Origin of the sequence: Intestinimonas sp. (genome assembly GCF_026169115.1) — a bacterium.
Classification (GTDB): domain Bacteria; phylum Bacillota; class Clostridia; order Oscillospirales; family Oscillospiraceae; genus Intestinimonas.
Genome location: NZ_JAPFEA010000054.1, coordinates 42,766 through 56,904, shown reverse-complemented (window position 1 = coordinate 56,904; position 14,139 = coordinate 42,766). Strand labels below are relative to the sequence as shown.

Genomic DNA, 14,139 nt, shown 5'->3' with positions numbered 1-14,139 from the left:
TCGTGGTCATGTTCATGATCGTGCTCATGGTCATGATGGTGGTCATGGTCATGGATGTGATCGTGTCCATGGGCATGGGGGGCTGTGTGCCCATGGTCGTGGGTCTCCTCCTCCTGACCGTGGACGGTCACCGCCATGTGGGTACCTGCGATGCCGCAGGTCACCGCCGGCTCCGCCGTCACCCGGACGCCGGGCAGTCCCAGACGGTTCATCTTCGCCAGAAATTGGGCCTTTTGTTCCTCGGTCAAGAGCTCGTAGAGGGCGGCGGTGAGCATATCGCCGGCGCACCCCATGGCGCACTCGATATAAAGCGTTTTCACGTTATTTCTCCTCCAGTCCTTCCATTTGATTGATCATGCTGGCCAGGTAACCGGCACCGAAGCCGTTGTCGATGTTGACCACGCTGCACCCGGAGGCGCAGGAGTTGAGCATGGCCAGCAGAGCGGAGAGACCGCCAAAGCTGGCGCCGTAGCCCACGCTGGTGGGGACGGCCACTACGGGGCAGTCCACCAGTCCCCCCACCACAGAGGCCAGGGCTCCCTCCATGCCGGCCACGGCGATGACGCATCGGGCGGACATGAGAGGCCCCAGATTGGAGAGCAGCCGGTGGAGCCCGGCCACCCCTACGTCGTAAAGCCGGGTGACCTGGTTGCCCATGGCCTCGGCGGTGAGGGCGGCCTCCTCGGCCACCGGCTGGTCGCTGGTGCCGCCGGTGCACACCACGATGGAGCCCAGAGCGGGCCGGGGGCCGGGGAGGGCGATGCCCAGCCGGGCGTCGGCATGGTAGTCCAGGGCCACCCCGGCGCTGGTGAGCGCGTCCGCCTTTTCCTGGTCCATCCGGGTGATGAGGATGTTGCGGCAGCCCCGCTCTCCCATGGCCCGGACGATGCCCAGGATCTGCTCCGCCGTTTTGGAGGCGCCGTAGATGACTTCGGCGGCGCCCTGCCGGACCCCGCGGTGAAAGTCTACCTTGGCGTAGCCCAGGTCGGCAAAGGGCTCCGTTTTCAGCTCCAGAAGGGCGTCCTCCGGAGCCGTCTCACCTGCCGCTACGGCCCGTAACAGGGCCAGGATCTCGTGCTTGTTGTCCATATCCGCGCCTCCTTCAACGTGTTTCCAGGTCCAGGGTCACCGCTGTAAACCAGGGCTTCAGAGCGGCCAGGAGCTCCGCGCGCCGGGCGGCGGCCCGGTCCCACTGGTCGCCTGGGAGCTGGATGCGGGCCCCGTCTCCCAGCAGCCGCACCCGAAAATCGGTGAAGCCCAGGGCAAAGAGGGCGTCCTCCGCCCCCTCCACCCGTGTCAGGTCCGCCCGGGTGATGGCCTGGCCGGTGGGGATCCGGGTGGCCAGACAGGCGTAGGCCGGCTTGTCCCAGGTAAAGAGCCCCGCCGCCTTGGAGGCAACCCGGATGTCAGACTTGGTGAGCCCGCACAGCCGCAGGGGGGACTCTACCGCCAGCTCCCGGAGGGCCCGCATGCCGGGGCGGTCACCGGCGTCGTCGGAGGCGTTGGTGCCGTCCAGCAGGAGGGTGTGGCCGTCAGAGCGGGCGGCCTTCCAGAGCTGGGTAAAGAGAGCCCTTTTGCAGTGGTAGCAGCGGTCAGGACCGTTGGCGGCGGCGCCGGGGACCGACAGCACGTCGGTCTCCACCACCACCATGGGGACGCCCACCTCTTCGGCGAGCCGCTGGGCGTCCCGGAATTCAAATTCCGGCTGGAAGGCGGTGCGGACATAGTAGGCGGTGAGGTCGCAGCCATAGTGCCGACCCGCCCACAGCAGGTAGGCGGAATCCACCCCGCCGGAGAAGGCCAGGGCGGCTTTTGGGTGGTCATGGAAGTATTCAGCCAGAGTCATAGGGGGATCCTCCTCGATCAAATACAAAAAAAGGGCACGCCAAAGCTGGCGTGCCTTCTGGCCGCAGCGCGGCGTTCTCGCCGCGCGGTGGGACATTCCGAACAAAAAGGAGAGCTGTGTGCAGGGGAAGGGGCCCTTCTGGGCCCTAAGACGGCCTTTTGGCCGACTGAATCTTGGCTATTTTACCAAAACGATGGGGGGCTGTCAAGCCCTGCGGAGGGCGTTCTTCTCCCGCTCCCACTCGGCGGGAGCGTGCCATTCGGGGATGCCCCGGCGCTGGCGCTCCTTGGCCTCCTCCATGGTCAGGGGGACGGGATCGTCCTTCAAATAGTCCAGCAGCTCGGCGATGCCGGCCCGGGTCAGGTTGCTCACCTCAAAGATCCGCTCGCAGCCGGAATTGACCATCCAGCTGCGCACCATGGGCACGTTGGCGAAGGGGGAGTCGATCTTGGTGATGATGCCGATGAGGGGACGGTTGGTGAAGCACTGGCAGTTGGCCTCGAAGACGCTGAAGGGCTCGTCGGCGGCGATGAGGAGGGCCAGCACATCGGCCTCGAAGGAGAAGCAGGCCAGCCCCAGGCCGCACCGCTTGGTCTCGGAGTACTCGCCGGGGGAGTCGATGATGTCGGCGCCGGTGTTGGTGTACTGCGTTTTATGGTAGTGGAGCTCCTCGCCGTTGAGGATCTGGGTGAGGGAGGTCTTTCCGGCCTCGCTGCGCCCCATGAGGAAGAGCTTTTTCATGGTGGGACCTCCTAACGCTCGGTGAGCTGGCACACGGAGAAGGGCAGGGTGCGGAAGAAGTCCAGCACCGCCTCCAGAGCGGTCTTGACCTCCTCCCGGTCACCCAGCAGGATGACCGCGCCGCTGAATCGGTCCAGAAAGCCCAGCTCCACATGGGCGCTTTTCATGGCGATGTCGGCGGCGGCTACCGTGGCCTCCCAGGGGGTGATGTGGAGTAGGCCGATGGACTCCCCGGTGTGGTCCTCCCCCAGGTGGGTGCCGATGTGGAGGCCCAGGTTTTCATAGATGCGCCGGTCAGAGACGCCGATGAGCTGGGCCAGGGAGACCTCCCGGCCCACCACCTTGACCCGCACCAGGCGCAGGTCGCTGCCCTTGAGCTCCTCGAAGCTGCGGGAGAAGACCTTTTCCAAGAACTCCTCCCTGGTCATACGGCTGCCCATGGCGCGGCCTCAGCGTTTGGTGATCTTGCAGACCACATAGCCCAGGGTGTCCCGGAAGTAGTCCACGATCTCGGTGAGGGCGGTGGTGACGTCGGCCAGCTCGCCGGTGATGATGACGGTGCCGGTGAAGCGGTCAGCAAAGCCCAGGTAGACGTCGCCGCTCTTGACGGCGATGTCGGCGGCGATGACGGCGGACTCCGGCGGGGTGAGGTTCATGATGCCAATGGCGGCGGAGCCATAGTCGATGGAGGGGTTGAGGCCCAGCTTCTGATAGATGATGGGGGCGGGACCGCCGATGACGTGCGCAAAGGTGATCTCCTTGCCGGCCACGGTCTCCTGTACGATGCGGATCTTGTCGTTTGTGTCGCTCATTGCTGTATGTCCCTCCAAGTCGTTGCTTTCCTTTATTATACTATCACCGGGAGGAAAAAGTCAATCGGCGGCGGGGGGAGACATAGAGTAGGGGAGGAGGTGACCGGAATTGGGAAGGCAGAAGACGGAGCGGTACCGGCTCACGGTACGGGGGCGCGGCCGGGAGAAGGCGCTGGAGGCGCTGGCGGAGGCGGTAGGGCGGCGGTACCGGGCGGGGCGGTGAGCCTCCGGGCGGCCCTCTACCTGCGGCTGTCCCGGGACGACGGGGCGGGGGAGAGCGTCAGCATCGGCGGCCAGCGGGCGCTGCTGCGGGCCTATGCCGCCGACCGGGGCTGGACGGTGGTAGGGGAGTATGTGGATGATACAGCTATACTTGGACTAAAGTCAGAACTCCAATAACGGAGTGCGAGTTTAGTCCAAGTTTTTTATGCGCTGAAACAGCGTAAATCCACTGAAAGCAGGAGGTTGAGAACCCGTGTGTAAGATTATCGTGATGGCAAACCAGAAAGGGGGCGTGGCAAAGACCAGCAGCACCCGGAATCTGGCCTACTCCCTGGCGGAGCTTGGTAAAAAGGTATTGGCGGTGGACTTCGACCCCCAAACCAATCTGACGATCAGTTTCGGCGTGGTGCCAGCCGCTTTGCAGGAAACGACGGCCAGCCTGATGATGAAATTAGTCATGGATGAAGCCCTGCCGGAAAAGGGCAGCTACATCCTGAACATAGGCAAGGTGGATCTGCTCCCATCCAAAAAGACGCTGACCGTGGCAGAAGTGAATCTACTGATTGAACGAAAGGACGAGTGCCTTGCCAAACTGCTGGCACCCCTCCGGGCGGATTATGACTACATTCTGGTGGACACTGGCCCGTCCCTCGGCTCTCTCACCATCAACGCCTTTACTGCGGCGGATGAGATCATCATCCCCATCGACCCGGAGCTGTTCGCTCTGGTGGGCTTGAAGGAACTGACGGAAACGATCTCCAAAATCAAGCAAAAACTGAACCCCAAGGTGGAGATCATTGGCATCCTGTTCACGAAATGCAGTAAGCGGACAACCCTGTACCGCCAGACCAGCGAACAGGTGCGTTCCGTGTTCAGCCATCTCCCCATTTTTGAAAGCCAGATTCCTGCTACTGTTCAGGTGGGAACCGCCAACAGCAAGGGCCTCAGCGTGATGGAACTGGACGCCAAAAGCCCCGCAGCCGCAGCTTATATGAATCTGGCGAAGGAGGTGCTTGCGTATGCCTAACATCAATCCCCGCATCCGTTCTCTGGATGACCTTCTGGGCGTTGCACGGGAGGTGGAGAACACGGCGGCAACGGAGGACAGGCCCGCCCAGACTGCGGATAATGGCATCCAGATGCTTTCTCCACAAATCATCCGGGGGTTTCGGGGGCATCCCTTTCGGCTGTATGAGGGCGACCGGCTCAATGACCTGGTGGAGAGCATTTCAGAGAATGGTGTTTTGGTTCCTGCCATTGTCCGAAAGATCGAACCGGACGAGAATGGGTTTGAATATGAAATGCTGGCCGGTCACAACCGGCAGAACGCCGCCTCTCTCGCACACCGGGAACTCCCCTGTATCGTCAAGGAGAACCTTTCCGATCACGACGCCTGGATCTATGTTATTGAAACCAATGTCCTGCAACGCTCCTTCTCCGAAATGCTGCCCTCTGAAAAGGCGGCGGTGCTGGCCCTGCGCTACTCCAAGATGATTTGTCAGGGGCGCAGGAACGATATTATCGAGGAACTGAAAAGGCTGGAAAACCCTGATGAAATCAGGAAAAACGGGACTGGTGGAAGTGACTTCCACAGGATAAAAAGCAGGGATGCTTTGGGCGCACAGTATAACCTTACGGGGCGTTCTGTTGCCACCTATCTCCGCATCAATGAATTGTCTGTTGCCTTGAAAATCAGGATCGACGATGGAGAATTTACGATTGCGGCGGCAGTTCAGCTCTCCTATCTGGAACAAGAGGAACAGCAGATGGTGGAGGCCGTTTTGTCGGAAAGCGAGTATAAGGTCAACGAGGGCAAAGCTGTCCTGCTGCGGGAATACACCGGCAAGCTGACCCCGGAACGGGCGGAACAAATCCTCTCCGGCGAGTTTAATCGGAAGCCCAAGAAATCTACGGCTGCGGCGTTCAAAGTCAAACCGGCGATTTACAAGAAATACTTTACTGCCAGCATCACCCAAAAGGAATTTGACAGCATCGTAGACGAGGCCCTTGCCCTCTACTTTGCCCAGAAAGAGGCCGCAGCCGTCTAAACTGAAAATCCATCACAGGAAGGAGGAGCCTATTGAGAAACGATGAACGCCTGCGGACGATCTATGAGGTCATGGCCCCCTATATCGTCCGCAGCGAACGGAACTGGCGGGATTACCTGGCCTTTGCGTCCCGGTTCCACAAGCAGAGCTTTGACAATATTCTGCTGGTCTACGCACAGGACGAGGATGTGACCATCCTTGCCACCAAAAAACAGTGGGCTGGCGTAGGCAGAAACCTGATCTCCCGTCCAAAAGGGATTGCCGTCTGCGTTTACAGCAACGCCCGCCTTACGCTTGACTATCTCTTTGATATAAGTCAAACTATGGGCAAGGAGATTCATCCCACCAACTGGCAGCTTTCCGATGAGATGCAAAAGGCTCTGGGGGAACGGCTTACTTTCTCACATGGGTTTCAGGCACAGCCGTTCCCAGACCTCTTGTACGCCCTGGCGCGTGAGGCCGTCAATGACAACTACGAGCATTATTTACAGGGGCTTCGGCAGGAAACAAAAAACCATCTGTTTGAGGAAATACCGGCTGGCGGCTTTGAAGCACAGTATATCCAGCTTTTGAGCGACAGCGTTTCCTATTTTATCGGCAAAAAGTGTCACTTGCCAGATGAGGCGATTCGCATGGGCGATGGGATGGCGACAGTCAGCCATTTTAATACGGTTCCACTGGTTGCCCATCTGGGTATGGCAGTCACATCCATTTCAAAAGCGGTGCTTTTGGAGATGGAGCGGAACATCAGGATCATCAATCGGGAAAGGAAGGTGCAGCATGAGCAAGCCGAACATCAATCTGAATTACAAAGAACAGGAGGGGATGCTTCTCCCCGACCTACAAATCTCCAACAGCAGCGAGGCAGACAGGCCCCTGGGCCGGTACGGGCGGATGGCGCTGGAATATCTCAAGGACAACCAGCCAGAGCGATATACGATTTTGAAAATGGATGGCAGTCTGATGGAGGTCATGCACCGGGTACAGGACGAGGCCACGGAGAAGATCGAGGCCCTGACCCAGCAGATGCTTCAGCAGGAGCCGATGCCGCAGACCGAGGACATTCTGGAGCGGACACGCCACCTGAACGACCTGAAGCTGATGGCGGAGGAAACGGTACTCCAGACCATCGTGCTGATCCCCCGCTGACCGAAGAACAACCGCATACCGAGGCTCCGCAAGGCGCGGAGCATGAAGGAGAGCCGCCCGCACAGGACGGCTCTTTTTCTGCGTCCGCAATGGCTGAACATCGCTTTTCCGATGAAGAAGTCCGCCGCCACTATGAGCATATCCTGACCAGCACCGACCTCTATCCCGCTGAACTCCATCAGGCGGTGCGGGCGGTGTTGGCAGACGGCGTGACAGACTACAACTGGACGGAAAAAGGCCGGGAGATCTGCGGTTTGTTCACCGCCTATGGCGACCGGGAGTTTCAGGGCGAGGTGCTGTACCGCACGAAGCTCCGTGGAGAGGACGGCATTTCCTTTTGTTTTGACGATGGCTACACCTACTTCCCCTGGCCCAGCCTTGCCAATCTGCTGGACGCCCTGATCGAAACGAGCGTTTACCCGGATATAACTGCGGAGGAAGAACCTGACCCCATTGGGGACTACAATATCCCGGCTGAAGTAGAAGAAATGGGCGGCGCCCCACAAAGGGAGATCGGGCAGGCCGACTATGACTATGTTCTGGGTGCTGTGGCTTATGAAGCAGGTGAAACGGCAGAAGAACCCGTTCGTCCGCAAGCGGTATTTACAGAAATCAAGGGAATCCCAAAGGCAGATGAAATAGACTCCTTTGTGCCAGAGCCGGTTGCTGGCGGGCAACAGGTCATCGTGGCGGGAGATCAAGTCAATCTGATTCCACCAGCGGAAGAATCTCCATCCCCGCATGAGTCCAGAGGGAATACCACCGCCCACAAGAACTTCCGGCGTTTTCAAAAGCTGTTCCCGGAAATCGTGTCCGGCCAGTATGAATCCCTGCATTTGGAGGCTGGGGACGCCTATGACCCCCTGGTGATTCACCACAAATACGGCGATCACTACTGCATGGAGCATTACTACACGCAGAATGGCGACCGGATGTATGATCCCTATATGGACTTCCAAATTGACACGGAGGCTGGAACCCTGCGGGCGTTCAGCTATGAAAACAGCGGCATCGGCGTATATCAAGAGGCTGATCCCACAGACCCGGCACAGGAAAAGAAGATTGCCGGGTTCGGTCAGTTCTTTGCCACCTGGCTGAACAACATCGCCAGTCAGGGCTATGAGCCGGTACGCGCCACCATGCTGGTCAATGATGAGGAAGTGGATGTGGAGCTGCGGCCAGCCTCCGAATCAGCCCAAGCCGCAGAAGCCGAAGAACCGGAGCAGCTTTCCCTGCTGGCCTCGCCGCCTGAAAGAAGCACGGAAGAGCTGCTGATTGAGCGCGTCTTGCAGAAAGGTCCGCTCACCGAAGGTAAAAAAGAGCAGATTTATCACTTTGCCCTGACTCACCCCACAGGTTCGGCCTTTGTTACTTTCCTAAAACAGTTATATGGATATGAGGGCTTTTCCAGTGAGGAACTGGGTGTGAAATACTCTCTATTCAATGGTGACGGTATCACAATCGAATGGGAAGATACACAAGGAGGACCACATGAAACCAAGCTGTCCTGGCCGCAGGCTGCCGGTATCATCCAACGCCTGGTGGATGAGGGGCGCTATCTGGATGCCTCTGCCGTCAGTGAGCCGGAACCGCAGGATGAGGCACAGCCTTTCAGCGGCCAATACCGCCTGTTAGACCGTCTGCGTACAGACTGCGAGTATTTTCTGGGGGTGGGACAGCGGGCGGAAAAGCATTTGTGGGCGGGCAGCGTGGAGGCACAGATCGCCAAAATGCGGGAATTGTACGATGAACTGCCGGAAAAACCCGAATGGCTTTCCACAGAAGAAATCGACGAATATGCCCGCCGTATGTCAGTCCCGGAGCCTGCGGCGGAATCCAGCGCAGAACCGCCGGAGGAAACCCGGATACTGGATGAGGCGCTGGGTGCCCACAGCGGTCAGATTGATATGCTCATGCAGGCCGTCCGTGGGGAACTGACAGTGGGCACCCTGCGGTACAGCATTTTCGAGGAACGGCCCTATATCAGCATGATCGAGGTGCTGGAGGATTACCGCCGTCAGGGGATCGCCGCTCAAATGCTCCGTTATCTGCAAGGACAGTATCCCGATGAAGAAATCGAGTGGGGCTATCTGACGGAGGACGGTTCCGCCCTCTACCGGGCGGTGGTGGACGAACAACCCAACCCGGAATATCAAAAGGCCAAGACTGATCTGGAGGACATTACTCGCCTGTACGACGGCTATGTGCAGCGGATGGAGGGCGGCGGCATCCTCTCCCCAGCAGAAGCCGCTGATATGGATGATTTGGAGGACATTCAATACCGGCTGGAAAAGGAACTGGACGAGCTTCGGCCTGTGCGGGCCTTTGTCCGCATGGAGGGTGTGCCGCCCACACAACCGGAGGAAAAGGCGGCCCCTGAACCGCCAGCCAATCCCCGGCCGGAACCGTTCATCCCCCGCAACTTCCGCTTTTCCACGGACTATGACCTCTATCCCGGAGGCGCCAAGACCAAATATAAAAACAACATCCTGGCGATCAAGACCTTGAAGCAGATCGAGGCGGAACAGCGGACAGCCACCCCGGAGGAACAGATCACCCTTGCCCGCTATGTGGGCTGGGGCGGCCTTGCCAACGCTTTTTCCGATAAAGCGGCCGGATGGGAAAGCGAATATCAGGAGCTAAAGGCCCTGTTGACCGATGAAGAATATAAGGCGGCCATGCGCTCCACCATTACCGCCTACTACACCGAGCCGGAACTGATCCGCTATATGTACCGCGCTTTGGAACGGTTCGGGTTTGAGGGCGGCTCCGATCGCAGGATTCTTGACCCTGGCATGGGAACCGGCAATTTCTATTCCGTGCTGCCGGAGCAGTATCAGGGAAGCAAGCTGTACGGTGTGGAGTTGGACTCTATCACCGGGCGTATCGCAAAGCAGCTTTACCCAGAAGCGGATATTTCCGTTATGGGCTATGAGGCTGTCAAGTTTGAGGATAACAGCTTTGATGTGATCCTGGGCAACATCCCCTTCAACAGCGTCAAAATCTATGACCGCCGCTACAATGAGCTGAACCCCTATATCCACGACTACTTTTTCATTAAGTCTCTGGACCTTGCCAAGCCGGGCGGCATCATCGCCTTTATCACCAGCAAGGGCATACTGGACCGGAAGGACGAGAGCCTGCGGGAATATATCGCACGGCGGGCAGAGTTCATTGGCGCCATCCGCCTGCCCAATACGGCGTTCAAAATGCTGGCGGGAACCGAAGTGACTGCGGATATTGTCTTTTTGAAAAAGCGGGCGGTCCCCATGCAGCTTGACCGGACAAACACCCCATCGTGGATACAGACAGACATGGAACGGGGAAAATGGATTTCCTACAACCGCTATTTCATGGATCACCCGGAAATGCTCATGGGCAAGATGGAGAGCAGCCGGAATATGTACGGCAGCGAGGATGGCACGGCCTGTATCGCGCCGGAGGGTTTCGACCTGTATGAACACCTCTCCGACGCGGTGGAAAGCCTGTACGCCCGTTTCAGTGCGGAGCCGGATGTGGAACCGATAGAAGAAGCGGAGGAGGAACAGCCGGTCGATTATGAGGACGCCCCCGAAGGGACCCGGAATTTCACCTTTGTGGTAAAGGACGGCGAAATCTACTACTGCGAGAAGAACAAGCTGATCCCACAGCCCTACACCGGCATGAAGGCAGCCCGCATCAAGGGCCTGTGTGAAATCCGTACCGCGCTGCTGGAGGTCATCAGCATCCAGTCCCATGAGTATGACCCCCTGGATCTCCGCAAAGCGCAGGATAAACTCAATCAGGTCTATGACCGCTTCACCGCCAAGTATGGAGCAATCAACAGCAAGGGTAATATCCTCGCCTTTTCCGATGACGATCAATTCCCCCTGCTGCGCTCCATTGAGGACGAACGGAAGGATAAGAGCGGATGGGACAAGTCGGCCATCTTCCATAAGGCGACCATCCGGCCATTCCGGGAGGTCAATCACGCTGACACCGCCAAGGACGCCCTGCATATCTGCCTGAACCGCAAGCTGCGGGTAGACCTCTCCTATATGTCATTCCTGACCGGGAAAGCCCCGTGCGAACTGGTGGCAGAGCTGGGCGACCGCATCTATCTCAATCCGCAGAAATACTATGGGAACCCGGATGAGGGCTGGGAGCTGGCGGAAGAATATCTGAGCGGCCATGTGAGGGACAAGCTGCTCTACGCAAGGCAGAAGGCGACGGAGGAACCGGAACTGTTTACCCGGAATGTGGAGGCGTTGGAGGCGGTTCAGCCGGAGCCTCTGACCCCTGCCGATATTGAGGTGAATCTGGGCGCCATCTGGGTGCCGGTTGAGTATTACCGCCAATTCATGTATGAAACCTTCCAGACCAGCGGCTATGCCAAGGTGATTGATGGAGGGGATAACCGGCACCGCATTGATATTGAGTATTTCCCCTATACCACCACCTGGCGGATCAGCAATAAAAACTCCGAATCCGATTCCGTGACGGTCAATCAGACGCTCGGCACAAGCCGCAAAAATGCCTATGAGATATTGGAGGACTGCCTGAATATGCAGTCCACGACCGTCCGTGACAGGCAGGAATATACCAATGACAGGGGCGATAAGGCAGTCCGTTATATCATCAATCCAAAGGAAACCATGATCGCCCGCGCCAAACAGCAGCAGATTCAGGAAGCATTTGCGTCCTGGATATGGAAAGACCCGGAGCGCCGGGACGCCCTGCTCAAGCTGTATAACGATACCTTCAACACCGTGCGGCCCCGTGAATACGATGGGAGCCATCTGGTGATCCCCGGCATGAACTCCGAGATGAAGCTGCGGAAGCACCAGCTTGACTTTGTTGCCCGTGTCATTTACACCGGCACAGGGCTTGCGGCCCATGAGGTGGGCGCTGGAAAAACCGCTGCCCTGATTGCGGCCGGGATGTACATGAAGAACCTGGGCGCGATCCACAAGGCGGTGTTTGTGGTTCCCAATCCCCTTGTGGGGCAGTGGGCAACCGAGTTTTACCGCTTTTTCCCCAACGCCAATCTGCTGGTGTCCACGGTGGATGACTTTACCCCCAAGAACCGGAACCGCTATGTTTCCAAAATCGCCACCGGAGAATATGACGCGGTGATCCTGGCGCACAGTCAGTTTGAAAAAATCCCAATCTCCAGAGAGCGGCAGATCATGCAGTTGGAACAGCAGATCAATGAGATTGAGGCCGCAATCAGCGAAATGAAATATGAAAAAGGTGAAAACTGGAGCATCAAGCAGATGGCGATTTTCCGTGAGAACCTGGAAACAAAATTGGAAAAGCTGTCCGCCGAGGAAAAGAAGGACGACCTTCTGACCTTTGAACAGCTCGGCGTGGATATGATGTTTGTGGACGAGGCGCATTTTTATAAAAACTGCTTTGTGTTCACAAAGCTGCGGAATGTGGCGGGCATCACCACCTCATCCAGCCAGCGGGCCTTTGATATGCTTCTGAAATGCCAGTATTTGCAGGAGGTCAACAACGGGCGCGGCGTGGTGTTTGCAACGGGGACGATGATAAGCAATTCCATCTCCGAGCTGTTTGTCATGCAGCGATATTTACAGCCGCAGGAGCTGGAACGGTTCGGCTGGTCCTACTTTGACACATGGATCGCCCACTTCGCCAAGCGGACTTCCGTACTTGAGCTGCGACCGGAGGGCGGCGGCTACCGGATGCGGGATCGCTTTGTGCGGTTCTACAATTTGCCGGAGCTGATGGCCGTTCTCAGAGAGGTTGCGGACATCAAAACGGCAGATATGCTTGACATTCCCGGCCTGCCAGCCATTCAGGGCGGAAAGGCGCAGATCATTCCCACAGAGGCTACCCCTGCACAAAAAGCGATCATGGCGGAGTTTATCCTGCGGGCGGACGCGATCCGCACTGGCCGCGTAAAGCCGGAAGAAGATAATATGCTGAAGCTGACCAGCGAGGCCCGCATGATGGCGATTGACCCCCGCATGATCGTTCCCACGGCGGACGGCACAGGAAGCAAGCTGAATATCTGCATTGACGAGGTGTATCAGGTTTGGGCGGATACCGCCGAGGCATCCTCCACCCAGCTCATTTTCTGTGATGTGGGCACCCCCAAGGCGGGACGCTTCAATGTGTACGATGAATTTAAGCGGGTGCTGATTGAAAAAGGTGTGCCGGAATCCCAGATCGCCTTTATCCACGACGCCGCGACAGAGGCTCAGCGGCAGGCGTTGTTTGAACGCACCTGTAAGGGTGAAGTCCGCATCCTGCTGGGCAGCACCAATAAGCTGGGAACCGGCGTGAATGTGCAGGACAAGGTAATTGCCATCAATCATCTGGATTGTCCCTGGCGGCCCTCCGATATTACCCAGCGGGATGGGCGCGGGGTCCGGCAGGGCAACGAGAACCCGGAGGTCATGATAAAGCAGTTTGTGACAAAGGGCACCTTTGATGCCTATCTCTGGCAGATTCAGGAACAAAAATTGCGGTATATCAAGCAGATTCTCACCGGCAGGAGCATCGCCCGATCCTGTGAAGATGTAGATGAAACGGTGCTTTCCGCCGCGCAGTTTAAGGCGGCTGCTACGGATAATCCTATGCTGGCTCAAAAGATGGAGCTGGAAAACCGGGTGACAGAGCTGAAAATCCTGCGGGGCGCGTGGAGCAACGAGCAGCTTTCTTTTGAACGGAAGGTGAACACGACCTATCCCAACCGCATCCAGCAGTACCAGCGCCAAATCGAGCAGATCAGTCAGGATATAGCTCTGCTGGAACAGTCCAAGGGCAAAGAGTTCTCTATCATGCTGGAAGGGAAGCAGTACACAGAACGCCCGGCGGCGGGCGATGCGTTTGCCCTGCTTTACAGCACGATCAGTGAAAACCAAGCAAAGGATGACTTTGAGTTTGAAATTGGCTCTTACCGTGGCTTCAGGCTCTGGCTTAACCTTCACCCACTTTCGCGGGGAATCATCCTGCGGGGAATCTCCCGGTACAGTACGGACATTGGTTCTTCTGGTCAGGGAACGATTACCCGCATTGAGAACCTTGCAGAGCGTATCCCGTCTTATCTGGTTGATACTCAGCGGGATTTGGAGGAAGTTCAAAAGCAGTTGGAGGCTGCCCGTCAGCAGATGGGCCAGCCCTTTATTTATGAAGAAGAACTGTCCGAAAAGGTTGCTGCCCTGACGGAGATCAACACAAAGCTGGAGTTTGAGTCCTTGCAGGGACAAGAAAGTGAGGTGGTTTTAGATGAGGACAATCCGCAGGCAGACGGCGGGAAAGCTGTGGCCGGTATCTCTGTTCATGCGGCTGCCGGCATCGAACAGTAAAATGG

At 57.8% G+C, this 14,139-nt stretch carries 12 protein-coding genes; 5 read left to right on the top strand and 7 right to left on the bottom strand.

The annotated features are described in order from the left end of the window. From larC to Q0Y09_RS05385, 6 genes are all read right to left on the bottom strand, one after another. Positions 1 to 320, bottom strand: a 320-nt coding sequence (gene larC / locus Q0Y09_RS05410; protein ID WP_297718733.1) for a nickel insertion protein, incomplete at its 3' end; no start/stop codon positions are given. 1 nt (position 321) lies between these two features. Next, positions 322 to 1,089 (bottom strand): nickel pincer cofactor biosynthesis protein LarB, encoded by a 768-nt coding sequence (larB, locus tag Q0Y09_RS05405; protein ID WP_297718730.1) that lies wholly within the window; start codon positions 1,087 to 1,089, stop codon positions 322 to 324. A 13-nt stretch (positions 1,090 to 1,102) separates the two neighbouring features. Continuing rightward, entirely contained in the window at positions 1,103 to 1,846 is a 744-nt protein-coding gene (larE, locus tag Q0Y09_RS05400) for an ATP-dependent sacrificial sulfur transferase LarE (protein WP_297718727.1), read from the bottom strand. A 204-nt stretch (positions 1,847 to 2,050) separates the two neighbouring features. Next, positions 2,051 to 2,587, bottom strand: coding sequence for a EutP/PduV family microcompartment system protein (locus Q0Y09_RS05395; RefSeq protein ID WP_297718724.1), 537 nt, complete (start codon positions 2,585 to 2,587; stop codon positions 2,051 to 2,053). A gap of 11 nt (positions 2,588 to 2,598) precedes the next feature. Further along, complete coding sequence (locus Q0Y09_RS05390) at positions 2,599 to 3,027, bottom strand: BMC domain-containing protein (protein WP_297718722.1); 429 nt, start codon at positions 3,025 to 3,027, stop codon at positions 2,599 to 2,601. Between the two features lie 9 nt (positions 3,028 to 3,036). Then, positions 3,037 to 3,399, bottom strand: coding sequence for a BMC domain-containing protein (locus Q0Y09_RS05385; RefSeq protein ID WP_297718719.1), 363 nt, complete (start codon positions 3,397 to 3,399; stop codon positions 3,037 to 3,039). 219 nt (positions 3,400 to 3,618) lie between these two features. Here Q0Y09_RS05385 and Q0Y09_RS05380 point away from each other — a divergent pair, with 219 nt between their 5' ends. The 3 genes from Q0Y09_RS05380 to Q0Y09_RS05370 all read left to right on the top strand — a co-directional run bounded on the left by Q0Y09_RS05380 (position 3,619) and on the right by Q0Y09_RS05370 (position 5,669). Further along, entirely contained in the window at positions 3,619 to 3,798 is a 180-nt protein-coding gene (locus tag Q0Y09_RS05380; RefSeq protein WP_297718716.1) for a recombinase family protein, read from the top strand. A gap of 76 nt (positions 3,799 to 3,874) precedes the next feature. Then, a complete protein-coding gene (locus Q0Y09_RS05375; protein ID WP_297718713.1) occupies positions 3,875 to 4,648 on the top strand; it encodes a ParA family protein in 774 nt (257 codons plus the stop codon). After that, positions 4,641 to 5,669 (top strand): ParB N-terminal domain-containing protein, encoded by a 1,029-nt coding sequence (locus Q0Y09_RS05370; protein WP_297718710.1) that lies wholly within the window; start codon positions 4,641 to 4,643, stop codon positions 5,667 to 5,669. Before Q0Y09_RS05375 ends, Q0Y09_RS05370 begins: the two co-directional genes overlap by 8 nt. Positions 5,670 to 5,698: 29 nt before the next feature. On the opposite strand, the gene Q0Y09_RS05365 is transcribed toward Q0Y09_RS05370, so the two are convergent. Next, positions 5,699 to 5,989 carry a hypothetical protein gene (locus Q0Y09_RS05365; RefSeq protein WP_297718707.1) on the bottom strand — a complete coding sequence of 97 codons (291 nt, stop codon included), beginning with the start codon at positions 5,987 to 5,989 and terminating at the stop codon, positions 5,699 to 5,701. Positions 5,990 to 6,287: 298 nt separating this feature from the next. Between Q0Y09_RS05365 and Q0Y09_RS13245 the strand changes: the two genes are divergently transcribed. Together Q0Y09_RS13245 and Q0Y09_RS05355 are read left to right on the top strand one after the other, a co-directional pair. After that, a complete protein-coding gene (locus Q0Y09_RS13245; protein WP_367184357.1) occupies positions 6,288 to 6,818 on the top strand; it encodes a TnpV protein in 531 nt (176 codons plus the stop codon). After that, positions 6,815 to 14,134: a GNAT family N-acetyltransferase gene (locus Q0Y09_RS05355; RefSeq protein ID WP_297718745.1), complete on the top strand. Its 7,320-nt coding sequence runs from the start codon at positions 6,815 to 6,817 to the stop codon at positions 14,132 to 14,134. Before Q0Y09_RS13245 ends, Q0Y09_RS05355 begins: the two co-directional genes overlap by 4 nt. Positions 14,135 to 14,139 lie beyond the last annotated feature (5 nt).